This is a genomic window from Croceicoccus sp. BE223, from assembly GCF_031457155.1.
In the GTDB taxonomy this organism is placed as follows: Bacteria; Pseudomonadota; Alphaproteobacteria; order Sphingomonadales; family Sphingomonadaceae; genus Croceicoccus.
Window position 1 is genome coordinate 83,239 of sequence record NZ_JAVDWB010000003.1, and the last position, 21,997, is coordinate 105,235.

Annotated in this window: 27 protein-coding genes; 19 read left to right on the forward strand and 8 right to left on the reverse strand. The window is 67.1% G+C overall.

Translation table 11 applies throughout. The features are described 5' to 3' along the window. The first annotated feature begins 47 nt into the window (after nucleotides 1-47). Nucleotides 48-554 (forward strand): Lrp/AsnC family transcriptional regulator, encoded by a 507-nt coding sequence (locus J2X37_RS07875; protein ID WP_310019738.1) that lies wholly within the window; start codon nucleotides 48-50, stop codon nucleotides 552-554. A gap of 32 nt (nucleotides 555-586) precedes the next feature. On the opposite strand, the gene J2X37_RS07880 is transcribed toward J2X37_RS07875, so the two are convergent. Next, a complete protein-coding gene (locus J2X37_RS07880; RefSeq protein ID WP_310019741.1) occupies nucleotides 587-1,192 on the reverse strand; it encodes a TlpA disulfide reductase family protein in 606 nt (201 codons plus the stop codon). A gap of 43 nt (nucleotides 1,193-1,235) precedes the next feature. Between J2X37_RS07880 and argH the strand changes: the two genes are divergently transcribed. From argH to J2X37_RS07900, 4 genes are read left to right on the forward strand one after another with little or no spacing between them, the layout of a single operon-like run. Continuing rightward, nucleotides 1,236-2,630 carry an argininosuccinate lyase gene (gene argH / locus J2X37_RS07885; protein WP_310020340.1) on the forward strand — a complete coding sequence of 465 codons (1,395 nt, stop codon included), beginning with the start codon at nucleotides 1,236-1,238 and terminating at the stop codon, nucleotides 2,628-2,630. Continuing rightward, nucleotides 2,627-2,875, forward strand: coding sequence for a hypothetical protein (locus J2X37_RS07890; RefSeq protein ID WP_310019743.1), 249 nt, complete (start codon nucleotides 2,627-2,629; stop codon nucleotides 2,873-2,875). Before argH ends, J2X37_RS07890 begins: the two co-directional genes overlap by 4 nt. An 18-nt stretch (nucleotides 2,876-2,893) precedes the next feature. Next, nucleotides 2,894-4,150: a diaminopimelate decarboxylase gene (gene lysA / locus J2X37_RS07895; protein WP_310019745.1), complete on the forward strand. Its 1,257-nt coding sequence runs from the start codon at nucleotides 2,894-2,896 to the stop codon at nucleotides 4,148-4,150. A gap of 2 nt (nucleotides 4,151-4,152) precedes the next feature. Further along, complete coding sequence (locus tag J2X37_RS07900; RefSeq protein WP_310019748.1) at nucleotides 4,153-4,917, forward strand: NAD(P)-dependent oxidoreductase; 765 nt, start codon at nucleotides 4,153-4,155, stop codon at nucleotides 4,915-4,917. A 277-nt stretch (nucleotides 4,918-5,194) separates the two neighbouring features. On the opposite strand, the gene ruvX is transcribed toward J2X37_RS07900, so the two are convergent. From ruvX to pyrE, 7 genes are all read right to left on the reverse strand, one after another. Beyond that, a complete protein-coding gene (gene ruvX, locus J2X37_RS07905; RefSeq protein ID WP_310019750.1) occupies nucleotides 5,195-5,668 on the reverse strand; it encodes a Holliday junction resolvase RuvX in 474 nt (157 codons plus the stop codon). Then, on the reverse strand, nucleotides 5,665-6,888 hold the full coding sequence (locus J2X37_RS07910; protein ID WP_310019752.1) for a DUF3089 domain-containing protein: 1,224 nt from the start codon (nucleotides 6,886-6,888) through the stop codon (nucleotides 5,665-5,667). Before J2X37_RS07910 ends, ruvX begins: the two co-directional genes overlap by 4 nt. After that, the gene (locus tag J2X37_RS07915) at nucleotides 6,888-7,991 is read right to left on the reverse strand and encodes an AI-2E family transporter (RefSeq protein ID WP_310019755.1); all 1,104 of its coding nucleotides are present in this window, start codon (nucleotides 7,989-7,991) and stop codon (nucleotides 6,888-6,890) included. The genes J2X37_RS07910 and J2X37_RS07915 overlap by 1 nt, the downstream gene beginning before the upstream one ends. After that, entirely contained in the window at nucleotides 7,992-8,915 is a 924-nt protein-coding gene (gene lepB / locus J2X37_RS07920; protein WP_310019757.1) for a signal peptidase I, read from the reverse strand. It lies immediately after the preceding gene. Between the two features lie 8 nt (nucleotides 8,916-8,923). Next, nucleotides 8,924-9,349: a holo-ACP synthase gene (gene acpS, locus J2X37_RS07925; RefSeq protein WP_310019759.1), complete on the reverse strand. Its 426-nt coding sequence runs from the start codon at nucleotides 9,347-9,349 to the stop codon at nucleotides 8,924-8,926. 128 nt (nucleotides 9,350-9,477) lie between these two features. Continuing rightward, nucleotides 9,478-10,248: a pyridoxine 5'-phosphate synthase gene (locus J2X37_RS07930; RefSeq protein WP_310019761.1), complete on the reverse strand. Its 771-nt coding sequence runs from the start codon at nucleotides 10,246-10,248 to the stop codon at nucleotides 9,478-9,480. A 12-nt stretch (nucleotides 10,249-10,260) separates the two neighbouring features. Next, complete coding sequence (gene pyrE / locus J2X37_RS07935; protein ID WP_310019763.1) at nucleotides 10,261-10,842, reverse strand: orotate phosphoribosyltransferase; 582 nt, start codon at nucleotides 10,840-10,842, stop codon at nucleotides 10,261-10,263. Nucleotides 10,843-11,124: 282 nt separating this feature from the next. On the opposite strand from pyrE, the gene coxB reads away from it, so the two are divergent. From coxB to J2X37_RS08005, 14 genes are all read left to right on the forward strand, one after another. Continuing rightward, the gene (coxB, locus tag J2X37_RS07940; RefSeq protein WP_310019765.1) at nucleotides 11,125-12,156 is read left to right on the forward strand and encodes a cytochrome c oxidase subunit II; all 1,032 of its coding nucleotides are present in this window, start codon (nucleotides 11,125-11,127) and stop codon (nucleotides 12,154-12,156) included. A gap of 27 nt (nucleotides 12,157-12,183) precedes the next feature. Beyond that, nucleotides 12,184-13,878 (forward strand): cytochrome c oxidase subunit I, encoded by a 1,695-nt coding sequence (ctaD, locus tag J2X37_RS07945; RefSeq protein ID WP_310019766.1) that lies wholly within the window; start codon nucleotides 12,184-12,186, stop codon nucleotides 13,876-13,878. 142 nt (nucleotides 13,879-14,020) lie between these two features. Continuing rightward, nucleotides 14,021-14,941 carry a heme o synthase gene (locus J2X37_RS07950; RefSeq protein WP_404979604.1) on the forward strand — a complete coding sequence of 307 codons (921 nt, stop codon included), beginning with the start codon at nucleotides 14,021-14,023 and terminating at the stop codon, nucleotides 14,939-14,941. Then, complete coding sequence (locus J2X37_RS07955; protein ID WP_310019770.1) at nucleotides 14,938-15,102, forward strand: hypothetical protein; 165 nt, start codon at nucleotides 14,938-14,940, stop codon at nucleotides 15,100-15,102. Before J2X37_RS07950 ends, J2X37_RS07955 begins: the two co-directional genes overlap by 4 nt. After that, nucleotides 15,099-15,668, forward strand: a complete 570-nt coding sequence (locus tag J2X37_RS07960) for a cytochrome c oxidase assembly protein (protein ID WP_404979605.1) — start codon at nucleotides 15,099-15,101, stop codon at nucleotides 15,666-15,668. The genes J2X37_RS07955 and J2X37_RS07960 overlap by 4 nt, the downstream gene beginning before the upstream one ends. Before the next feature lie 132 nt (nucleotides 15,669-15,800). Next, complete coding sequence (locus tag J2X37_RS07965; RefSeq protein WP_310019772.1) at nucleotides 15,801-16,622, forward strand: cytochrome c oxidase subunit 3; 822 nt, start codon at nucleotides 15,801-15,803, stop codon at nucleotides 16,620-16,622. 10 nt (nucleotides 16,623-16,632) lie between these two features. Next, on the forward strand, nucleotides 16,633-17,070 hold the full coding sequence (locus J2X37_RS07970) for a DUF983 domain-containing protein (protein WP_404979606.1): 438 nt from the start codon (nucleotides 16,633-16,635) through the stop codon (nucleotides 17,068-17,070). Further along, on the forward strand, nucleotides 17,067-17,678 hold the full coding sequence (locus J2X37_RS07975; protein ID WP_310019774.1) for an SURF1 family cytochrome oxidase biogenesis protein: 612 nt from the start codon (nucleotides 17,067-17,069) through the stop codon (nucleotides 17,676-17,678). Before J2X37_RS07970 ends, J2X37_RS07975 begins: the two co-directional genes overlap by 4 nt. A gap of 48 nt (nucleotides 17,679-17,726) precedes the next feature. Continuing rightward, nucleotides 17,727-19,130, forward strand: coding sequence for a threonine synthase (gene thrC, locus J2X37_RS07980; protein ID WP_310019777.1), 1,404 nt, complete (start codon nucleotides 17,727-17,729; stop codon nucleotides 19,128-19,130). 7 nt (nucleotides 19,131-19,137) lie between these two features. Continuing rightward, entirely contained in the window at nucleotides 19,138-20,037 is a 900-nt protein-coding gene (locus J2X37_RS07985; RefSeq protein ID WP_310019779.1) for a class I SAM-dependent methyltransferase, read from the forward strand. Then, nucleotides 20,034-20,405 (forward strand): dihydroneopterin aldolase, encoded by a 372-nt coding sequence (locus tag J2X37_RS07990; protein ID WP_310019781.1) that lies wholly within the window; start codon nucleotides 20,034-20,036, stop codon nucleotides 20,403-20,405. The genes J2X37_RS07985 and J2X37_RS07990 overlap by 4 nt, the downstream gene beginning before the upstream one ends. Then, the gene (locus J2X37_RS07995) at nucleotides 20,405-20,728 is read left to right on the forward strand and encodes a Rossmann fold domain-containing protein (RefSeq protein WP_310019783.1); all 324 of its coding nucleotides are present in this window, start codon (nucleotides 20,405-20,407) and stop codon (nucleotides 20,726-20,728) included. Before J2X37_RS07990 ends, J2X37_RS07995 begins: the two co-directional genes overlap by 1 nt. A gap of 19 nt (nucleotides 20,729-20,747) precedes the next feature. Then, complete coding sequence (gene moaA / locus J2X37_RS08000; RefSeq protein WP_310019785.1) at nucleotides 20,748-21,755, forward strand: GTP 3',8-cyclase MoaA; 1,008 nt, start codon at nucleotides 20,748-20,750, stop codon at nucleotides 21,753-21,755. Further along, nucleotides 21,752-21,997 carry a MoaD/ThiS family protein gene (locus J2X37_RS08005; RefSeq protein WP_310019787.1) on the forward strand — a complete coding sequence of 82 codons (246 nt, stop codon included), beginning with the start codon at nucleotides 21,752-21,754 and terminating at the stop codon, nucleotides 21,995-21,997. Before moaA ends, J2X37_RS08005 begins: the two co-directional genes overlap by 4 nt.

Here is a 21,997-nt window from a genome sequence, read left to right on the forward strand (position 1 = left end):
GGTATGAAGGGACAAATGGAAAACAAATTCCCATAAGGTATTTCAAAATGGCGATAGACAGTTTCGACCGGGCGATTCTCGCGCATCTCGTGGAGCATGGGAACGCGACACAGGCGGAACTGGGGGAGGCGGCGAACCTGTCGGGTCCGGCGGCGGGGCGGCGGCAGCGATTGCTGGAAAGCCAGGGCTACATCAAGGGCTACAGCCCGCGGCTCGATTTCGGGAAGTTCGGCTTCGGCGCCCTGGTCATGGTGCTGATCCAGCTCGAGAAGCAGGCGACATCGATGCTCGAGGCGTTCGAACAGGCCGTCTGCGCCAGTCCGTCGATCCTGTCATGCCACCTGCTGTCGGGTTCGGAGGACTATCTCCTCTCGCTCCGCGCCCGCGACCTCGACGATTTCGAGCGGATCCACCGCGACGAATTGTCGAAGCTGCCGGGGGTAACCCGCATGCAGTCGCTGTTCTCCTTGCGCGAAGTGCTGTCGCGAACCGCGTCGCCCGCGATCCTTTCGGGGCACGACCGTCGCGCAGGAGGGCAGGGCGGGCGGGCCTGATCCCGCTGCCGCAGCACGACTGACCTTTCCGATCAGCGGGCCTTCGCCTGCGCCAGCAACACCTCGGCCTCCGCGCCGCTCCAGTCGTATTCGCCGACCACGCGCCAGACTTCCTTGCCCGCCGCGTCGTAGTAGATCGTCGTCGGCAGGACCCCCGTGTTGTAGCTGAAGGTCAGGTCGTTCTTCGGATCTAGCCAGGGCCGGAGATGCGCGAAATCCTTTTCCGCGAACCAAGGTTCGACCTTGGCCGCGCCTTCCATGTCCTGCGATACGGTCAGAACCTGTATCTCCGGATGTTTACCGGCAAGTTCGTCGAGCATCGGCATCTCGAGAACGCAGGGGCCGCACCAGGTCGCCCAGAGGTTGACCAGTGTCGGCTTGCCCTTGAACGCGGCGAGCGATTTCGACGTGCCGTCGGGCAGCGAGATCGCGATGTCGGGCGCCGCTTCCCCGTTGTGGGACGTGTCGATCTTGCCCGCCTGCTGCGCGCCGTCGGCAACCTCCCCGGCAGGCGGTGACGCTTCCGGTTGCCCCGCGCCTTCGCTTTGCCTATCGCACGCGGCGAGAGCGGGGATGGCGCAGACGAGCGCGATTCCGGCCAGGAACGGCAAGGACGGACGGTTTTCGATGACGGGCAAGAACGGCTCCGGCGCTGGTGCGATCGGCCAGCAGGCCAACCAGATGTGGGGCGGACGTTTTGCCGAGGGGCCGTCCGCGATCATGCGCGAGATAAACGCCTCGATCCCCTTCGACAAGGCGATGTGGCGACAGGATATCGCCGCGAGCAAGGCGCACGTCGCGATGCTGGGCGCGCAGGGCATCGTGGCGCAGGCCGACGCCGAGGCGATCGCGGCGGGGCTCGACCGGGTTGCTGCCGAATACGAAGCCGACGGCGTGCCCGAGAACTGGGATCTCGAGGACATCCACATGGTGACCGAGGACCGGCTGACCCAGCTGATCGGCCCGGTCGCGGGGCGGCTTCACACCGCGCGCAGCCGCAACGACCAGGTGGCGACCGACTTCAAGCTCTGGGTACGCGAGGCATTGGCGCAGGCCGATGCGGCGCTCGGCGCGCTGCAGGTCGCGCTGGTGACGCGCGCCGGCGAACATGCCGGCAGCATCATGCCCGGCTTCACCCATCTGCAGACCGCGCAGCCGGTGACGCTGGGCCATCACCTCATGGCCTATCATGAGATGTTCGCGCGTGACCGCTCGCGCTTCGTCGACGCGCATGCCCGTGCCGCGCAGTGCCCGCTGGGCAGCGCGGCGCTGGCCGGAACCGGGTTCCCGCTCGACCGGGAGGCGACGGCCCGCGCGCTCGGCTTTGCCGGGCCGACCCGCAACAGCCTCGACGCCGTATCGGACCGCGACTTCGCGCTCGACTTCCTGCAGGCCGCGGCACAGTGCGCGCTGCACCTGTCGCGGCTGGCGGAAGAGATGATCATCTGGGCCAGCCAGCCGTTCGGCTTCGTCCGCATGCCCGACGCGCTGTCGACCGGCAGTTCGATCATGCCGCAGAAGAAGAATCCCGACGCCGCCGAGCTGGTGCGCGGCCATGCCGGGCGCATCGTCGGCTGCCTGACCGCGCTGATGGTGACGATGAAGGGCCTGCCGCTCGCCTATTCGAAGGACATGCAGGACGACAAGCCGCCGGTGTTCGAGGCGGCGGGCCTGCTCGCGCTGTCGATCGCGGCGATGACCGGCATGGTGGCCGAGGCGACCTTCCGCACCGACCGGATGCGCCAGGCGGCGGAACTCGGCTACGCGACGGCGACCGACCTCGCCGACTGGTTGGTCCGGCAGGCCGACATCCCGTTCCGAGAGGCGCACCACATCACCGGCGCCGTGGTCAAGCTTGCCGAAAGCAAGGGCGTGGCACTCGACCAGCTGTCGTTGCAGGAACTGCAGGCGATCGATGCGCGAATCGACGAACGCGTCTATCCCGCGCTATCGGTCGAGGCATCGGTCGCGGCGCGGTGCAGCCATGGCGGCACCTCCCCGGCCGAAGTGGCCAAGCGAGTGGCCGAGGCGCGGGCCGCGCTGGGCCTTGGCGAGACGGGAGAGCAGGGCGCATGAAGCTGGCATCGACATTCGCGGCGGCGGCCATCGCCCTGTCGCTGGCTGCCTGCGCGCAGCGCACCGACCTCGAGCCGACGCCGGGTGCATCGCTGCCGCCGACACCTTATGGCGAGAACGAGCAGCCCGAGGCCGAGGACCTCCTCGAACGATCGACCCAGGCCGCGCCGCAACGCAACGTCGAACTGCGCACCCGTTCCGAAGAGCGCGAGGCCGACCCCTTCGACCTGCCTCCCGAAGGCTGAGCCCCAAAGGTTTCCTGGATGGACCATTTCCAGTATCGCGACGGCGTGCTCCATGCCGAAGACGTGCCGCTGCCCGCCATTGCCGAGGCGGTCGGCACCCCGGTCTACGTCTATTCCGAGGCGACCCTGCGCCGCCATGCCCGCGTCTTTCGCGAGGCGCTGTCGGCGGTGGACCGGACGCATTTCGCCTTTGCCGTGAAATCGAACCCCAATCTCGCCGTGCTGCGCGTGTTGCGCGACGAGGGGTTCGGCGCCGATGTCGTCTCCATCGGTGAAGCGCGCCGCGCGCTTGCAGCAGGGATGCCGGCGGCGGACATCGTCTTTTCGGGCGTCGGCAAGACCGACGACGAACTGGCCGAAGCGGTCGAGGCCGGGATCGGCCAGTTCAACCTGGAGAGCGAGGAAGAGGGCGTCGAGCTCGCTCGCATCGCGCACGCCAGGGGCCTGGTCGCGACGGCGGCGCTGCGGGTCAATCCCGACGTCGATGCCGGAACCCACGACAAGATCAGCACCGGCAAGGCCGACAACAAGTTCGGCGTGCCCTTTCACGAAGCGCCGGCGATCTTCACCCGGCTGGCCGCACTGCCGGGGATGAACCTGCGCGGACTGGCGGTGCATATCGGCAGCCAGATCAGCGACCTTGCGCCCAGCCGCGCCGCTTTTGCCAAGATGGGCGGCCTGATGCGCGACTTGCGCGCGGCGGGGCATGCGATCACCCATATGGACCTCGGCGGCGGCCTCGGCGTGCCCTATCGCGCGGGCGAGGAGTTGCCGACGCCGGCGGACTACGGCGCCATGGTCGCCGAAGTCACCGCGGACTGGGACGTGACCGTGATGTTCGAGCCTGGCCGGGTCATCACCGGCAATTCGGGCGTGCTGGTCAGCCGCGTCGTGCGGGTGAAACGGGGCGCGAACCATCCCTTCGTCGTCGTCGATGCCGCCATGAACGACCTTGCGCGGCCGGCGATGTACGATGCCTGGCACGATGTCGTCGCCGTCCTGCCGACCGGCGGGAAGACCACGGCCAATGTCGTCGGCCCGATCTGCGAATCGTCCGATACTTTCGCGAAGAACCGCGAGATGGATGCGGTGGCGACCGGCGATCTCGTCGCGTTTCGCACCGCCGGGGCCTATGGCGCGACGATGGCGAACACCTACAATTCGCGGCCCTTGGTGCCCGAAGTGCTGGTTTGCTGCGACCGCTATGCCGTGGTCGCCAGCCGGATCGACCCCGCGACCATCCTGGCTGCGGAGCAGGTTCCGGACTGGCTGTAATCATGCAGTCGCTGCCGCTCTTCTTCCGCATTCGGGGCCGCAAGGTGGTCGTCCTGGGCGAAGGAGAGGCGGCGGAGGCGAAGCGGCGGCTGGTCGAGCGGGCGGGCGGGGAGTGCGTCGGCGAGCCGGAGGCGCATCACGCGGTTCTGGGCTTTGTCGCGATGGACGACGCGAGGGATGCCGAAGCGGCGGCGATCCGGCTGCGCTGCAAGGGCTTGCTCGTCAACGTCACCGACCGGCCCGCGCTATGCGATTTCACCGTGCCGTCGATCGTCGATCGCAATCCGGTGCTGGTCGCGGTGGGGACCGGCGGCGCTTCGGCGGGGCTGGCCAAGATCCTGCGCCTTCGCATCGAGCGGCTCCTGCCGCAGGGGCTGGGCGGGCTGGCCGATGCGCTGGCGGCGGCGCGCGACGCGATGAAGTCGCGCTGGCCGTCCTCTGCCGAACGACGCCGCGCGCTGGACGCGGCGCTGGACGAGGGCGGCGCGCTCGATCTCATGGCAGGGCAGGACGGGGCCAGCGTGGCGGCGTGGCTCGGCGGAAAGGAGGCGGGCGCGCCCACCGGTGTCCACGAGATCGTCCTGCGCTCGAACGATCCAGACGACCTGACCCTGCGCGAAGCGCGCCTTCTCGGCAGCGCCGATACGATCATGCACGATTGTGCCGTGCCCGAATCGATTCTCGTGCGGGCGCGGGCCGATGCGGTGCGTCGCCCCATCGGTGAAAGCGGTGGCGACGGCCTGACCGTGTTGCTTAAATATCCTTGAAAACAGAGCGGTCTATCAACGAAAGTGGCCGTGAAAGCAAAAATTAAGACCTCTGACATACCCTGTCATCAAGTCGAACTTACAAGGAGACGTGACATGGTAGTAGCAGTTGCAGCAGTCGGCGTTGTGGTTTCGTTCGGTGCCTCGGTCCTGGCGACCAGGATGATCGCCAAGCAGGACGTGGAAAAGGCATCCGCCGAAGCCTGATCTTCGAAACGATTTCAAGTAAGGCCCCTCGTTCGTTGGCGAACGGGGGGCTTTTCTTTGTCCGCAAGCCTCAGTCGAGCCCATCCTGCGCCAGCGCGTCGATCGCGCATTGCAGGATGACCGCGGCGGCATGACTGTCGATGCGCTCGGCGCGGCGGGCGCGGCTCATGTCCTGATCGATCATCGCCCGCTCGGCACCGACGGTCGAAAGCCGTTCGTCCCATAGCAGGACCGGCAGGGCGAAGGCTTGTTCGAGGTTACGGGCCAGCGCCCGGGTCGCCTGCGCGCGCGGGCCTTCGCTGCCGTCCATGTTGCGCGGCAGGCCGAGCACGAAGCCCTTGGCCGACCGCTGCGCGAGGATCGTTTCGAGGGAAGCGCGCAGCGGGCCGAACTTGCCGCGCGGCAAGGTCTTGCCCGCGGTCGCGAAGCGCCAGCCCGCGTCGCAGGTCGCCACGCCGACGGTCTTCGTGCCGGGGTCGAGACCGATCAGCACGCCGCCATCGGCCAGGGCGGCACCGAATTCCCGGGCGTTTTCGGTGATCACGTCGTCGCGGGCGGGGCGGGGGCAGGCGTCGGCTGCGGCGATGGGGCCGCCTGGGGCAAAACGCCCGTTGCGGCCGGCGGCGTGTTCGCCGCCGGGGCGGAAATGCCCCGCATCGTCAGCCACGCGGCCTCCCGGCGGGCGAAATCCTGCCGCAGGTTCATCCAGAACAGCGGGATGTCGTAAACGTGGTAGTTGTTGCCCGGCAGCACCGCGTTGCCCATTGCCGGCGGATCGCCGATCAGCAGCAGGTGATCGGGCGAGCATCGTGCGGGGACCGCGCCGACGACCAGACGCCCGCTGGTCATGTCGGTATCGGGCACCAGCGTTCCGGTATTGGCGCTCGCTGGGGCCTGCGCGTCGATCGTTCCGGTGATCGGGTTGGTGCACAGGACATCGGTCTTTGCGATCGGTTTGCCATCGAGCGTGACCCCGGCATCATAGGCGTCGAACAATGCGGAGGCATCGGCCGGCTCGGCGTAGCTCTGCCAGCTCAGCACGCACCCCGGCTGGTTTGCCGTGGCGCAGGCGGGCAGGCCCATCATGGTCAGTTCGCGCTCCATCGAGACCGGCCAGCCGGCGATGTAGGCGGCGATGACGCGGTTCGCCATAGGCGTGCCCTTGATCCGCTCTGCCAGCAGCCGTTTCAGCAGGAGCGCGCCCTGGCTGTGGCCGACGAGCACGATCGGCTGGTCCTTGCCGATGCTGGCGGCGAAGAAGTCGAAGGCCTGCGCCACGTCGCGGTAGGCGAGGGCGACCGCACGGTCGCGATTGGCGCCGGGCGCGAAGAAGGCGCCGACCGCCGCCTGGCGGTAGCGCGGGGCCCAGATGTCGACCGACCGGTTGAACGGGCTGGCGAGCCCCCGAACGAAGGTTTCCGCGCCCGATCGCGCCTCAGCATCATCGATCGGCGCGTTCCAGCTGCTGCGCGAGATATACGACGTCGGATGAACGAAGAAGACCGCCGCACGTGACGGAACGGCATCTGCTGTCAGCGAGGGCGGACGCCACTGCGCCGGATCGGCATTGCCCATGCCGGGGCGGCTGAGCCACATCGCCGGATCTTCGTAGGCGTTGCCGGCCAGCGGGTCCTGTTCGACGAAGTCTCCCTGCGGTGTCAGCGCCAGTTCGGTCAGTTCGCGCGACCAGTATGTCAGCACGATGCCGCCGGCGATGACCAGAACGATGCAGAACGCGACGACGTAGAGGAATTTGCGCGCCATCAGTATGTCGTCTCCCGCACCTGTCCATCCGAGTCCCCGTTGCTCTCTTTTTCGGCATCGCGCGCGGCCTGTTTGCTGCGATGTTCGAGCATCACCTTGATCATCGCCACCAGCGGATCGGCGAGTGCGAGGCCGATGATCCCGAACAGGATGCCGAAGATCAGCTGCATGCCCAGCACCAGTGCGGGGGCGAGATCCACCGTCTTCTTGGCGATCATCGGGACGACGACGTATCCGTCGAACGTCTGCACGACGAGATAGACGCCTACGCAATAGAGCGCCATGTCCGGCCCGCCCGACAGGCCGACGAGCACCATCAGCAGCCCAGAGACGACCGCGCCGACATTGGGGATGAAGGCGAGAAGGCCGGTGAGGATGCCGAGCAGCGCCGCCATCGGCACGCCGTAGAGCGCCAGCGCCGCCCAGGTGATGATGCCTTCGAACAGCATGCCGACCAGCCGCCCGAACATCAGGCGGCGCAGCGCGAAGGCCATGCTGCCGGCCAGTTCGAGGAAGCTCTCGCGCTCGCCGTCGGGCAGCATCCAGGCCACGCCGCGTTCGTAAAGCCGCGGTTCGAGCGCGATGTAGATGCCGATGATGGCGATCAGGAAGGCGGTGGTGAAACCGCCGATGATCCCGCCGACCGCGCGGGTCAGCTGGCCGACGCCGCCCGCCGTCTTCTCGACCAGGTCCGCAATCCTGTCGCTGCCCAGCGCAAAGCCGTGCGAATTGAGCCAGGCGATCGCCTTGGCCGCCTGCGCCTGGATCAGTGCGGGAAATTCGGCCGCCTGGGTCGTGATCTGCGAACCGGCGAAGTAGACGACCCAGCCGACGAAGGCGAAGCCGAGCAGCAGGACGACGGCGATGCGGATGCCGCGAGCGACCGGCAGCACCCGGCCCAGCAGCCGCGCGCCTCCGTCGATGATCGCGGCAAAGACCATGCCGCCGAAGATGACCAGCAGCGCCTGCGCCATGTAGATCGCAGTGCCGACCAGAACGATTACGCCGACCCAGACGAGAGCGCGGCGGGCCTCGAAACGGAGCTGGGGATCGGCGATGGTGGTCGGGCTGTGTGAATGCGGATGCGGATCGTCGACGTCCATTCAGCTTGGCTCCCCTGTCTCCGCTCGCGCACGCATGGCTACTGTGGTGCCCGGCTCGCGGATCTCGGGTCGCAGACTGCGCCACGCGCGTCCCTTGCGCAAGGCGTCCCACCAGCTCAACGGGTTCCAATCCTCAGTTCCGTCGAGAGAAAACGTGATGAATTCCGCGCGCCCGCCGATCGAGGAGAGCGGTACCGGACCGTTCAGACCCTTGCCCGGCGTCATCTCGCGGCTGTCGGCGCTGTGATCGCGGTTGTCGCCCATCAGGAAGACGTGATCCTCGGGCACCACGATCTCGGCCATGTCGTCGAGCGGCTGGTTCTCGAGGTGGTCGATGACGACATAGCTGGCGCCGTTGGGCAGCGTCTCGCGGCGCAGCGGCAATTCGCAGACCTCGCGGCCCGAAGGGAGGCGGCGGCGAAGATAGGGAAAGGTGAAATCCTCGCAAGGCGCGTTGGCGTCGACCGGCAGATCGAGCGTGGGCTCCACCTGTTGCGGCACGAAGGCGCCGTTCAGGATAATCCGTCCACCCTCGACCGCGATCCGGTCGCCGGGAAGCGCGACGACCCGCTTGATCCAGTCCTCCTGCGCATAGGGCGGCACGACAATGACGATGTCTCCGTATTCGGGCGTGCGGCCCAGCACCCGCCAGTCGCTGCGCGGCAGGACATGGAAGCTGGCCGAGACCCACGACCAGCCATAGGGATACTTGCTGACGATGAGCCGGTCGCCGACCAGCAAGTTGGGCATCATCGAGATCGAGGGGATGTAGAACGGCTTGGCAACGAAACTGTGGAAGCCGAGCACGGCCGCCAGCATGACCAGAAGACCGACGATCTCGCTGAGCCAAGAATGGCCCGCATCGTCGTCGCTGATCGACCGGGGCGCGGGAGGAACGGTTTCCCGCTGACGGAAGAGGGGCATCGGAGGAGCTACTCGGCGGACATGGGGCGGCCGATGACGGGCCGCGCTTCGATCACCACGAAGGCCTGGGCCCAGGGATGATCGTCGGTGAGGGTGAGGTGGATGTGGGGCGCATGGCCGGACGGGACCAGCTCGGCCAGCCGGATCGCCGCGCCGCCGGCCAGCGCCAGCGTCGGAGCGCCGCTGGCCGCGTTGACGACGCCGATGTCCTTCATGAAGACGCCGCGGCGAAAGCCGGTGCCGACCGCCTTGGAGAATGCCTCTTTCGCGGCAAAGCGCTTGGCGTAGGTCCCGGCGCGGGTAAAGGGCCGGCGCTCGGCCTTGGCGCGCTCGATCTCGGTAAAGACGCGCAGGACGAATCGCTCGCCGAAGCGGTCCAGCGAATTCTGGATCCGCTCGATGTTGCAGAGATCGGAACCCATGCCGATGATCATGTTTTCAAGCCCTCAAACGCCGGGCGCGGGCCGTCCGGCCCGCTTGGCTACGCGCCAATAAGGCGCGGCGGCCGTTCGGCCTTGCGGGAGTCGCTGCGCGCCCCGAACGGTCTCGACCAACCAGTTCATCAACGCGCTTCATCCATCAGCTCGCGCATGCGGCGGACGGCGTTTTCTAGCCCGACGAAGACCGCTTCGCCGATCAGGTAGTGGCCGATGTTCAGCTCGGCGAGCTGCGGGATGGCTGCGACCGGGGTGACGTTCTCGTAGGTCAGGCCGTGTCCGGCGTGCGGTTCGATGCCGTTCTTGGCGGCCAGCGCGGCCATGTCGGTCAGGCGCTTGAGTTCGCGGGCGGTCCTCTCGCGATCGCCGTCGAGATGGGCGTGGGCATACTCACCGGTGTGGAATTCGACCACCGGCGCGCCCAGGCGCAGCGCGGCCTCGATCTGGCGCTCCTCCGCTTCGATGAACAGGGACACGCGGATTCCCGCGTCGGTCAGCCGAGAGACGATGGGCGCGAGGCGGTTGTGCTGCCCGGCGGCGTCCAGTCCGCCCTCGGTCGTGCGTTCCTCGCGCTTTTCCGGCACGATGCAGGCCGCGTGCGGCGCGTGGGCGAGGGCGATGGCGAGCATCTCGTCCGTCGCCGCCATCTCCAGGTTCAGCGGCAGGCCGGTCGCCGACTGGATCCGCGCCAGGTCGCTGTCGCGGATGTGGCGGCGATCTTCGCGCAAGTGCGCGGTGATGCCGTCGCCGCCCACTGCCGCGACGATTTCGGCCGCGCGCACGGGATCGGGATGGTCGCCGCCACGCGCGTTGCGGATGGTGGCGACGTGGTCGATGTTGACGCCAAGGCGCAGCCTGGCGGGAGAGGGGCGGTCGGAAAGGGGGCGCTCGGCCATCTCGTCAGGTCCTCAGGCCTTGCGGCTGCCGGGCTTGACCGCAGGCGTGGCGGCCAGCTCGGGCGGCAGTTCGTCTTCGGCGTAAGTCGGGAAATTGAGCGAGACGAGCGGGTGGAACGGCACGCCGACATCGAGATCGCCGCCGGTCCGGTCGACGAGGCAGGCAAGCGCGACGACCTTGCCGCCTTCGGCCTCCACCGCCTTGATCGCCTCGCGGCTGGACAGGCCGGTGGTGACCACGTCCTCGACCATCAGGATCTTCTCGCCCGGCTCTATGGTAAACCCTCGGCGCAGTTCGAACGTACCGGTCGGGCGTTCGACGAACACGGCGTCGACCTGCAGCGCGCGGCCCATTTCATGGCCGATGATCAGCCCGCCCATCGCCGGGGAGACGACCTTGTCGATCTTGCCGCGCAAATCGCGCGGCAGCCTTGCCGCGAGGGCGACGGCGAGCCGCCCGGCCCGGTCCGGGTTCATCAGGACACGGGCGCATTGCAGGTAATGCGCGCTGTGGCGGCCCGACGAGAGCAGGAAGTGCCCTTCGAGCAAGGCCCCGGCGGCGCGGAATTCGGAAAGGACATCTTCGTCGGTCATGGTCGGCAATCGTGGTCTGTGCGATCCGGCCCCCATGGCCGGAAAAGCGGTGGCAGGAACGGCGCAGCGACGGGCCGCGCCAAAGGTACGATGGACGGAACTTCTCGCCGCAGTGCAAAAATATCCCCTAGAGGTGCTTGAGGGAGGCCGCAAGCGCGCGTATAGGCCCCCTCGCAAGCGGACCTTCAGGGGGCGAGTGCGGCGACTTTCGACAGTCGCGCGGCATGCGCAACGGGGGTCAACCTGGTTCGAGAAGACGCAAGGGAAGGCGACAGACTGGTGATGGGTATCCGCCGTACTGTTCAGATCATCGCAGGGGCAGCCACCGCGCTCGCCGTCCTGCCGCAGGCGGCCTTCGCTGCCGTTGCCACCGCCGAAGCGCCCGTCGCCGAAGCGACCGCTGCCGCCGTGACGGCCGCGGCTTCGGGCGGCTACGTCCCGATGAAACCGACCCCGGGCAAGGGCATGCCGGTTGAGGGCGGCATCTGGTTCCAGGACCAGTTTTCGCCGATCGGCGATTACGGCCTGTGGATGCACGACGCGCTGCTGATGCCGCTGATCACCGTGATCTCGCTGTTCGTCCTGCTTCTGCTGCTGTGGGTCATGGTCCGCTATCGCCGCGGCAAGAACCCGGTCGCTTCGAAGACCAGCCACAACACGCTGATCGAAGTGATCTGGACCGGCCTTCCGGTTCTCATCCTTCTCGGCATCGCGGTGCCTTCGATCGACCTGCTGGCCAAGCAGTACGAATCGGCGCCCAAGGATGCGCTGACGGTGAAGGTCAACGGCTACCAGTGGTACTGGGGTTACGAATATCCCGACAACGGCGGGTTCGAGGTGATATCGAACATGCTGCCCGAGGAAAAGGCCATCGCCAACGGCGAGCCGTCGCACCTCGCGGTCGACAATCGCATGGTCGTTCCGGTCGGCGTGCCGATCCGGATTCAGACGATGGGCATGGACGTGATCCACTCGTTCGCGGTTCCCTCGCTCTGGTTCAAGCTGGACGCGGTTCCGGGCCGCCTGAACGAGAAGGTGCTCTTCATCAAGGAGCCGGGCGTCTATTACGGGCAGTGCTCGGAACTGTGCGGCGTTCGCCACGGCTACATGCCGATCGCGGTCGAGGCGCTGCCGAAGGACAAGTTCGAGGCATGGGTCCTGGCGCAGGGCGGTGAACTGAAGTCGGCGGACAAGCCGGCCGCGGTCACTCCGGCCGCCGCCGCGGCGCCCGCCGCCGGCGCCACCGACGCCGCTCCCGCAGAGGCTACCGCGCCCGCGGGCGAAGAGCCTGCCGCCGCCGCTCCGACGGCCTGAGCCAAAGATTTCGCATAGGGCAAGACCATGGCAACTACCGCAACCCCCGAATCCCTGCCGGTTCACGACGACCATGCGCACCATGCGCATGACGATCACGGCGCGCCGCCGTTCTTCCAGCGTTGGTTCATGTCGACCAACCACAAGGACATCGGCACCCTCTACCTGATCTTCGCCATCATGGCGGGCATCATCGGCGGCGGTGTCTCGGGCATCATGCGCGCCGAGCTCGCGGCGCCCGGCATCCAGTATCTGGGCTGGTGGACCACGTTCCTCGGCGGCGATGGCGCGAACTTCGACGAGACGCTGCACCTCTGGAACGTCCTGATCTCGGCGCACGGCCTGATCATGGTCTTCTTCATGGTCATGCCCGCGCTCATCGGCGGTTTCGGCAACTGGTTCGTGCCGATCATGATCGGCGCGCCGGACATGGCCTTTCCGCGGATGAACAACATCTCGTTCTGGCTGACGTTCTTCGCGTTCTGCTCGCTGATGATCTCGGCCTTCGTGCCGGGCGGCACCGGCAACGGCGCGGGCACCGGCTGGACGGTCTACGCCCCGCTGTCGACTTCGGGCTCGCCCGGGCCGGCGGTCGATTTCGCGATCTTCGCACTGCACCTTGCCGGTGCGGCCTCGATCATGGGCGCGATCAATTTCATCACCACGATCTTCAACATGCGCGCGCCGGGCATGACCCTGCACAAGATGCCGCTCTTCGTGTGGTCGGTGCTGGTCACCGCCTTCCTGCTGCTGCTCGCGCTGCCGGTCTTGGCCGCGGCGATCACGATGCTGATCACCGACCGCAACTTCGGCACGACGTTCTTCGACCCGGCCGGTGGCGGCGATCCGATCCTGTACCAGCACCTGTTCTGGTTCTTCGGCCACCCCGAAGTCTACATCATGATCCTGCCGGGCTTCGGCATCGTTTCGCAGATCGTCTCGACCTTCAGCCGCAAGCCGGTCTTCGGCTACCTCGGCATGGCTTACGCCATGGTCGCCATCGGCGTCGTCGGCTTCATCGTGTGGGCGCACCACATGTACACCGTCGGTCTGTCGGTGAACGAGAAGATGTACTTCACCGCCGCCACGATGGTCATCGCTGTGCCGACCGGCATCAAGATCTTCTCGTGGATCGCGACGATGTGGGGAGGCAGCCTCGAGTTCAAGTCGCCGATGTGGTGGGCCCTGGGCTTCATTTTCCTCTTCACCGTCGGCGGCGTGACCGGGGTCGTGCTGGCCAACGGCGGCATCGACGACAACCTGCACGACACCTATTACGTTGTTGCGCACTTCCACTACGTGCTGTCGCTCGGTGCGGTCACGGCGCTGTTCGCGGGCTGGTGGTACTGGTTCCCGAAGATGTTCGGCCGCATGCACAGCGAGTTTCTCGCCAAGCTGCAGTTCGTGGTGTTCTTCATCGGCGTGAACACCCTGTTCTTCCCGATGCACTTCCTCGGGATGCAGGGTATGCCGCGCCGCTACCCGGACTATACGCCGGCGTTCGAGCTGTGGAACAAGATCGCCACCGACGGCTACATGATCATGTCGGTCTCGATCCTCATCTTCTTCGTCAACGTCTTCTACTCGCTGGTTGCCGGCAAGAAGGCCGCGCCGAACTACTGGGGCGAAGGCGCGACGACGCTGGAATGGACGCTGACCAGCCCGCCGCCGTTCCACCAGTTCGAAACCCTGCCTGTCATCGACGACAAGGCCGCCCACTGATCGAGCGGGGCTTTCGACAGGCACTTCAATCGAACGCCCCGGGGTCACCAACCCGCCTCGTTCTGCTTTGCCGGCCACGCTTCGTCGCGTTCCGGCGCGCCAGCCCCTTCAACCGGGGGCCGGCTTGGTTCATAGGACGATGATGATCACCGCCGATCATTCCGTGGCCTTACCGGCAGAATGGCGCGATTTCCTCGCGCTGACCAAGCCGCGCGTGATGACGCTGGTCGTGTTTACCGGCCTGTGCGGGCTGCTTGCCGCGCCGGGGCACATCCACCCGGTCATCGGCGCCATCGTCATCCTGTGCATCGCGGTCGGCGCGGGCGGCGCGGCGGCGCTCAACATGTGGTACGAATCGGAACTCGACGCAGGGATGAAGCGCACCGCGCAGCGGCCCATCCCCGCCGGGCGCATGGATCGCATCAACGCGCGCGATTTCGGTATTGCGCTGTCGGCCGGGTCGGTGATGGTCATGGGCCTCGCTGCCGGCTGGTTGACCGCGGCCTTGCTGGCGATCTCGATCGTCTATTACGCGGTCGTCTACACCATTTGGCTGAAACCGCGCACGCCGCAGAACATCGTCGTCGGCGGCGGCGCCGGGGCCTTCCCGCCGCTGATCGGCTGGATCGCGGTGACGCAGGAGGTGACGCTGATGCCGATCGTCCTGTTCGCGATCATCTTCATGTGGACCCCGCCGCACTTCTGGGCGCTCGCCCTGTTCGTGAAGATCGACTACGCCAAGGTCGGCATCCCGATGATGCCGGTCGTCGCGGGAGAGACTTCGACCCGGCGCCAGATCCTGATCTATGCCATCCTCCTCGCGCCGGTGGCGATGGCGCCGTGGTTCCTGGGCGGTGCGGGAATGATCTACGCCATCGGCGCGACGCTGCTGTCGCTGGCTTTCGTCGGCTACTCGGTGCCGGTGGGCCTTCGGCAAAGCAGCGAGGGTGATGCCATGAAGCCCGAAAAGCGGCTGTTCCGCTTCTCGATCCTTTATCTTTTCGCGCTGTTCGGCCTTCTCGTGGCCGACCGGCTGGCCGCCAATGCAGGTCTGATCGCATGACCCCCGAAGAGCAGAAGCAGTTCCAGACCCGGCAGAAGTCGCGCAACAAGGCGCTCGGCCTCGTGCTCGTCGGCCTCGTCGTGCTGTTCTTCGCGCTCACCATCGTTCGCTTTCCCGACGCCGACGATCGCGCCGCCGCCGCAGCGGAGCAGGCGAAGTGACCGCCGCCGCGCATCCGGTGGGCGAGGGCCAGAACCGCAGCAACCTCAAGGTCGCGCTGATTGCGCTCGGCGTGGCCCTGGGCATGCTCGGCCTCGGCTACGCATCCGTCCCGCTCTACCGCATGTTCTGCCAGGTCACGGGCCTGGGCGGAACGACCCAGCGGGTCGATGCGGCGCAGGCCAGCAAGGTCGCCGTGCTCGACCAGACGATGTCGGTCCGCTTCGACGCGAATACCGCGCCCGGCCTCGCGTGGAAGTTCCAGCCCGAAAAGGCGACGACGACCGTCCGCATCGGCGAGCGGCAGATGGCGACCTATCTCGCGAAGAACAACTCGGACCGACCGATCACCGGCATCGCGTCGTTCAACGTGTCGCCGGCGCAGGCGGGCAAGTATTTCGACAAGGTGCAGTGCTTCTGCTTCAACGAGCAGACGCTGCAGCCCGGCCAGGAAGTGCGTATGCCGGTCCTGTTCTACGTCGATCCCGCCATCGTCGGCGATCCGGATGCCAGCGACATCGAGCAGATCACGCTCAGCTACACCTTCTACGAAAGTACGAAGAGCTAGGCAAAAGGCGACAAAACCCGCGCAAACCCTCTGGACCGTCTGCGCGGGCGGGGTTAAAGGCCCCGCATGAATCTGGGGCAGGGTGCGTTCCCTGCCGTGCATCAAGGCTGCTTTTTCAGGGGAAGACACGAAATGGCCGGCGCTAAGAACCACGACTACCATATTCTGCCGACCGACCCCTGGCCGTTCATCACCTCGTTCAGCGCGCTGGTGATGACCTCGGGCCTGGCGCTCTTCATGCACGACTACCCCTTCGGCACCTACCTGCTGATCGCGGGCCTGCTGGGCGTGCTGATCTCGATGTTCAGCTGGTTCACGAACATCATCAAGGAAGCTCACGCCGGCGATCACACCCCGGTGGTGCAGCTGCACCAGCGCTACGGCATGATCCTGTTCATCGCTTCGGAAGTGATGTTCTTCGTCGGCTGGTTCTGGGCCTTCTTCGACTTCTCGCTGTTCCCCTCGGCGCTCACGGAAGTGGTCGATGGCCAGTGGCCGCCCAAGGCGATCGAGGCGGTGATGGACCCGTGGGACCTGCCGCTGCTCAACACGCTGATCCTGCTCTGCTCGGGCACCACCGTTACTTGGGCGCATCACTCGCTGATTCACGGGGACCGCGACGGTCTGAAGAAGGGTCTGTGGGCGACGATCATCCTCGGCCTGATCTTCTCGGCGATCCAGGCCTACGAATATGCCCATGCGCCGTTCCCCTTCGGCGAGAACACCTACGGCTCGGCGTTCTACATGGCGACCGGCTTCCACGGTTTCCACGTCATCGTCGGTACGATCATGCTGATCGTCTGCCTGGTGCGCGTCTACAAGGGCCACTTCACGCCCAAGCAGCACTTCGGGTTCGAGGCGTCGGCCTGGTACTGGCACTTCGTCGACGTGGTGTGGCTGTTCCTTTTCGTCGCCGTCTATATCTGGGGCGGCTGGGGCGCGCCGGTCCACTAAGGGCCTTTCGATGAGCGATAGACCGGACGGCGGGATCACGGACGAAATCCGGGTCCCTGCCGCCGCGATGGTGATGAAGGCCGCAGCGAAGAGCGAATGCCCGCGCTGCGGCGCTCGCACGATGTTCAGGAGCTTCGTCAACTTCGCCGACCGTTGCGCCGCCTGCGGGCTGGACTATTCCCGCTTCAACGTCGGCGATGGTCCTGCCGCCTTCCTCACCCTGGCGATCGGCACGGTTCTCGCGGTCGCGGCGATCCTGTTCGACCAGGCGGTGCATCCGCCGTTCTGGGTCCACTTTCTGATCTGGGTCCCGCTGACCATCGTGATGGTGGTATACGGCCTGCGGGTGGCCAAGGGCGCCTTGCTGACCGTTGAATATCGCCGCGACGCGCACGAGGCGGGCAGCATCGACGTCGGCGACAAGCGACCGGACGACAGCAAGCCGTGAACCCGTCTGCTCCTGGGCGGCGCATCCCCTTCGTTGCGACCCTGATCGTGCTGTGCGCGGTGGCGACGATGATCGGGCTCGGCGTCTGGCAGCTCGAACGGCGCCAATGGAAGGAAGCGCTGCTTGTCCGCTATGCCGATGCCCTAGCCGACGACGCAGCCGTCACGTGGCCGACCGACCCCCGCCAATACGCGTCGACCTATTTTCGCCGCTCTACCGTGACGTGCGCGAGCGACGTGAAGCTTTCGGCCATGGCAGGCCGGAACGCTGCGGGCGAGGCGGGTTGGGTGCAGATTGCCGAATGCCGGAACGACGGCGGTGCGCTGGCCGCCGTCCAGCTTGGGTGGAGCCGCGACCCCGCTCCGGTCGCCTTTGCCGGTGGTGCCTTCGCGGGTCGCATCGCCCCTTACGGCTCCTCCGTCCGGCTCGTCGCCGATCCGCCCATGGCCGGGCTGGAGGCGAATGCCGCGCCCGACCCGCGCGAGATCCCGAACAACCACCTGGCCTATGCCGTGCAGTGGTTCTTCTTCGCCGCGACCGCGCTGATCATCTACGTCATCGCGTTGCGCCGCCGCACGCGGGATCGGGCAAGCCAGCCGACCGCGTAATGCGCAGGCGCTTGCACCCTGCGGCCAGCGGGGCTAGGCGCGCGGCCCATGGACTACGTTTCGACAAGGGGTAGCGCACGGGCGCTCGATTTTCGTGGCGCGACGCTGGCGGGCCTGGCCAGCGACGGCGGGCTCTACGTGCCGCGCGCGTGGCCGACATTTCCGGCGGACGAGATCGCCGCGATGGCGGGCCTGCCCTATGCCGAGCTGGCGGCAAAAGTCATGCAGCCCTTCGTCGGTGACTGCATCGCGCCCGAACGCCTGCTCGAACTGACGACGCAGGCCTATGGTCGCTTCGCGCACAAGGCCGTCACCCCGCTCAAGCAGTTCGACGAGACGCAGTGGCTGCTCGAACTGTTCCACGGCCCGACCCTCGCGTTCAAGGACGTCGCGCTGCAACTGCTTGGCCTGCTGTTCGAGGAGTTCCTGAAGGACGGCGACCAGCATCTCACCATCGTCGGCGCGACCAGCGGCGACACCGGCAGCGCGGCGATCGACGCGGTCGCGGGGCGTGAGCGGATCGATATCTTCATGCTCCACCCGCGCGGCCGCGTTTCGGAAGTCCAGCGCCGCCAGATGACCAGCGTCATCGCGCCCAACGTCCACAACATCGCCATCGAGGGCAGTTTCGACGATGCGCAGGCGATGGTGAAGCGGATGTTCAACGACACCGCGATGACCGATCGCTTCCGCATCAGCGCCGTGAACTCGATCAACTGGGCCCGGCTGATGGCGCAGGTGGTCTATTACTTCGCCGCCGCGCTGCAACTTGGCGCGCCGCACCGCAAGGTCGCCTTCAGCGTGCCGACCGGCAATTTCGGCGACGTGTTCGCAGGATACGTCGCGGCGCAGATGGGGCTGCCGGTCGAACGGCTGGTGGTGGCGACCAACGTCAACGACATCCTCCACCGCGCGCTGTCGTCGGGCGACTATTCGGCACATGGCGTGACGCCGACCGACGCGCCGTCGATGGACATCCAGGTCTCGTCCAATTTCGAGCGGCTGCTGTTCGATGCGGGCGGGCGGGACGGCGCGGCGCTGGCAGAACAGATGCGCGGTTTCGACGCCGCCCGGGCCATGCAGCTCACCAACGCACAGCGCGACGGGGCGGCGGCGCTGTTCGCCTCGGCCCGCGCCGATGCGGAGCAGACCGCCGCGGCGATGCGCTGGGCCTTCGACAACTGCGGCGAGGTCATCGACCCGCACACCGCGATCGGCCTCCACGCGGCGCTGGAAAGCCGCTTGCCGCAGGGCGTGCCGATGGTCACGCTCGCCACCGCGCATCCGGCGAAGTTCGGCCCCGCGGTCGAAAAGGCGATCGGCCAGAGCCCGGCGCTTCCGGCGCGGGTCGGCGATCTCTTCGTGCGCGAGGAACGCTACGACACGCTGGACGGCACGTACGAGGCGGTCGCCGCCTACGTCGCGGAGCGCGCCACCGAAAGCCGCCGCTGAGCCTGCCATGGCCCGCCTGATCGAACAGCCGATGTTGCTGACCGGCGAAGGCTGGGACGGCTACCGCCTGCTCGACAGCGGGCACGGGCGCAAGCTGGAGGAATACGGCCCCTATCGCTTCATCCGGCCCGAACCGCAGGCGATGTGGCAACCGCGCGAAAGCCACTGGCAGGCCCACGGCGAATTCGTGCCGGCGAGCGACGACGACGGCGGCGGGCGCTGGCATTTCGACGCGCCCGTGCCGAAGGACGGCTGGCCGCTGGCATGGCGCGAGGTTCGCTTCACCGCGCAGTGCACGCCGTTCCGTCATCTCGGCTTCTTCCCGGACATGGCGCCGGTCTGGGACTGGATGGACCGGCAGCTCGACGGGCTGGCCGATCCGCAGACGCTCAATCTGTTCGGCTACACCGGCGTCGGCTCGCTCAGCCTCGCTCGCCGGGGCCGCGTGACGCATGTCGATGCCAGCAAGAAATCGGTCGCCCAGGCGCGCGAGAACGCGGCGCTTTCGGGCATGGCCGACGCGCCGATCCGCTGGCTGGTCGACGACGCGGTCAAGTTCTCCGCGCGCGAGGTGCGGCGCGCGAAGCGTTATGACGGCATCATCCTCGATCCGCCCAAGTTCGGGCGTGGACCCAATGGCGAGGTCTGGCGCATCGAAGATGGCTTGCCCGGCCTCGTCACCGACTGCCGCAACCTCCTCGATGACGGTTCGCGGTTCCTGTTCCTTACCGCCTACGCCGTGCGGATGAGCGCGCTGGCCTTGGCCGGTCTCCTGTCCGAAGCCTTTGCCGCGATGCCCGGACGGATCGAGCACGGCGAACTTACCGTGCGCGAGAGCGGCGCCGATCCCCGTATCCTGCCCACCGCGATCTTCGCACGCTGGGTCAACGACGAAAGCGAGCGATGACCGACAGCCTCACCCTCCAGGTCGACGATCTCGTCGTCGACGTGCTGACCGGCATCTATTCCGAAGAAACCGGCAAGCCGCAGCCGCTGCGCATCTCGATCGCGGTCGAACTCGACATGCCCGAGCGGTTCGAGCCGGACACGCACCTTTCGGCCAGCAAGAACTACATGGACCTCAAGTTCGCCGCGACCGACGCGCTGCCGCCGGGCGTGCATTTCAAGCTGATCGAGGCAGTCGGCGACCATATCTGCGACACGCTGTTCCTGCAGGACGAGCGGGTGCGGCGGGTCACGGTAAAGATCGTCAAGCTCGCCATTGCCGAAGAGGACGAGAAGATCGGCATGACGCTGGTGCGGAACCGCCGCTGATGCCGGTGCGGGTGGTCATGGCCGAACTGGCGGGTATCGACCCGCTGTCCGCCGCGACCCTGTTCCACGCCTCGCTCCTTCCCGCGCTGACGGCGGTTCTCGAAGCCGGCGATTCGCTGATCGTGCGCTTCGACCATGCCGAAGACAAGCCGCACCGCTGGCGGCGCGAGGCGATCGCCGCGCTCGCGTGCGCCCATGCCCCGTTGCGCGTGAATGCCGTCGCCCCCGCCACTGCGGAGCCGGACGAGGCAAAGATGACGGCAGCCATCGCGTTTCTTTCCGCCAACGAAGGCGTCACGGGGCAATTGCTCATTGTCGGCTGATCTGCCACCCTCGGCAATCATGGCACCCGGCAAGTCCCCGCTGATCGACGGCTTTCAGCGCCGAATCACCTATCTGCGCCTTTCGGTGACGGACCGGTGCGACTTGCGCTGCCAGTACTGCATGCCCGAACGGATGCAGTTCCTGCCTCGCACCGAAGTGCTGACGCTGGAGGAACTGCACCGCATCGCGCTCGCCTTCATCGCGCGCGGTGTCACCAAGATCCGGCTGACCGGCGGCGAGCCGCTGGTGCGGCGCGACATGATCGACCTGGTGCGCGCGCTCGGTCGCGAAATCGGCACCGGGCTGGAGGAGCTGACGCTCACCACCAATGGCACGCGGCTCGCCGAATTTGCCGACGACCTCGTTGCCGCCGGGGTGCGGCGGGTCAACGTCTCGCTCGACACGCTTGATGCCGATCGTTTTGCCGAACTGTCGCGGCGCGACCGGTTGAGCCAGGTTCTCGACGGCATTGCCGCTGCCCGTGAAGCCGGGCTCAGGGTCAAGATCAACACCGTCGCGCTGAAGGGCGTGAACGAGCAGGAAATCGCCGACCTCGTCGCCTGGGCGCACGGACACGGGCACGACATGACCCTGATCGAGGTGATGCCGCTGGGCGAAGTGGATGGTGAGCGGATCGACCACTACTTGCCGCTGACTGCGGTTCGTGCCGACTTGGAACGACGCTGGACGCTGACGGCGGAGGACCACAGCACCGGTGGCCCGGCGCGTTACGTGCGCGTGGCCGAAACCGGCGGGCGGCTCGGCTTCATCACGCCGCTGACCGGCAATTTCTGCGACGGTTGCAACCGTGTCCGCGTGACCACGACCGGGCAGCTCTACGCCTGTCTCGGCGGGCGCGAGCAAGTCGACCTGCGCGCCGCGGTGCGATCCGCCGATCCCGGCGCCGCCATCGACGCCGCCTTGACCGAGGCGATGACCATCAAGCCCCATCGGCACGCCTTCGCCATTCGGGAAAAGGGGGAGGCGCCGGCGCTGGCGCGGCACATGTCGGTTACTGGCGGATGACGTTGACGCTGCTGTTCCTCGGCCCGCTCGAAGACGTGGCGGGGGTGCCGGAAATGAGTCTCGACGTGGCGGGCGCGGCGACACTGCCCGACATCGCCGAGCGGCTCGATCCCGCGCTGGCGGTGGCGATCACTGCGCCCCGTGTGCGGATCGCTCTCAACGGCCAGCTTGTCGCACCAGCCGACGTGCGGGCGGGCAACGGCGACGAACTCGCCTTCCTGCCCCCGGTAAGCGGCGGCTGA

Coding starts and splice junctions, on each gene's coding strand:
- J2X37_RS07900 (WP_310019748.1), top strand. CDS start 4,153: ATGCAGTCGCTGCCGCTCTTCTTCCGCATTCGGGGCCGCAAGGTGGTC.
- J2X37_RS07965 (WP_310019772.1), top strand. CDS start 15,801: ATGGCCGGCGCTAAGAACCACGACTACCATATTCTGCCGACCGACCCC.
- J2X37_RS07995 (WP_310019783.1), top strand. CDS start 20,405: ATGCCGGTGCGGGTGGTCATGGCCGAACTGGCGGGTATCGACCCGCTG.
- J2X37_RS07910 (WP_310019752.1), bottom strand. CDS start 6,888: ATGGCGCGCAAATTCCTCTACGTCGTCGCGTTCTGCATCGTTCTGGTC.
- lepB (WP_310019757.1), bottom strand. CDS start 8,915: ATGCCCCTCTTCCGTCAGCGGGAAACCGTTCCTCCCGCGCCCCGGTCG.
- J2X37_RS08005 (WP_310019787.1), top strand. CDS start 21,752: ATGACGTTGACGCTGCTGTTCCTCGGCCCGCTCGAAGACGTGGCGGGG.
- acpS (WP_310019759.1), bottom strand. CDS start 9,349: ATGATCATCGGCATGGGTTCCGATCTCTGCAACATCGAGCGGATCCAG.
- J2X37_RS07890 (WP_310019743.1), top strand. CDS start 2,627: ATGAAGCTGGCATCGACATTCGCGGCGGCGGCCATCGCCCTGTCGCTG.
- J2X37_RS07955 (WP_310019770.1), top strand. CDS start 14,938: ATGACCCCCGAAGAGCAGAAGCAGTTCCAGACCCGGCAGAAGTCGCGC.
- J2X37_RS07970 (WP_404979606.1), top strand. CDS start 16,633: ATGAGCGATAGACCGGACGGCGGGATCACGGACGAAATCCGGGTCCCT.
- J2X37_RS07985 (WP_310019779.1), top strand. CDS start 19,138: ATGGCCCGCCTGATCGAACAGCCGATGTTGCTGACCGGCGAAGGCTGG.
- lysA (WP_310019745.1), top strand. CDS start 2,894: ATGGACCATTTCCAGTATCGCGACGGCGTGCTCCATGCCGAAGACGTG.
- J2X37_RS07950 (WP_404979604.1), top strand. CDS start 14,021: ATGATCACCGCCGATCATTCCGTGGCCTTACCGGCAGAATGGCGCGAT.
- thrC (WP_310019777.1), top strand. CDS start 17,727: ATGGACTACGTTTCGACAAGGGGTAGCGCACGGGCGCTCGATTTTCGT.
- moaA (WP_310019785.1), top strand. CDS start 20,748: ATGGCACCCGGCAAGTCCCCGCTGATCGACGGCTTTCAGCGCCGAATC.
- J2X37_RS07990 (WP_310019781.1), top strand. CDS start 20,034: ATGACCGACAGCCTCACCCTCCAGGTCGACGATCTCGTCGTCGACGTG.
- pyrE (WP_310019763.1), bottom strand. CDS start 10,842: ATGACCGACGAAGATGTCCTTTCCGAATTCCGCGCCGCCGGGGCCTTG.
- J2X37_RS07915 (WP_310019755.1), bottom strand. CDS start 7,991: ATGGACGTCGACGATCCGCATCCGCATTCACACAGCCCGACCACCATC.
- argH (WP_310020340.1), top strand. CDS start 1,236: ATGTGGGGCGGACGTTTTGCCGAGGGGCCGTCCGCGATCATGCGCGAG.
- J2X37_RS07930 (WP_310019761.1), bottom strand. CDS start 10,248: ATGGCCGAGCGCCCCCTTTCCGACCGCCCCTCTCCCGCCAGGCTGCGC.
- ctaD (WP_310019766.1), top strand. CDS start 12,184: ATGGCAACTACCGCAACCCCCGAATCCCTGCCGGTTCACGACGACCAT.
- coxB (WP_310019765.1), top strand. CDS start 11,125: ATGGGTATCCGCCGTACTGTTCAGATCATCGCAGGGGCAGCCACCGCG.
- J2X37_RS07875 (WP_310019738.1), top strand. CDS start 48: ATGGCGATAGACAGTTTCGACCGGGCGATTCTCGCGCATCTCGTGGAG.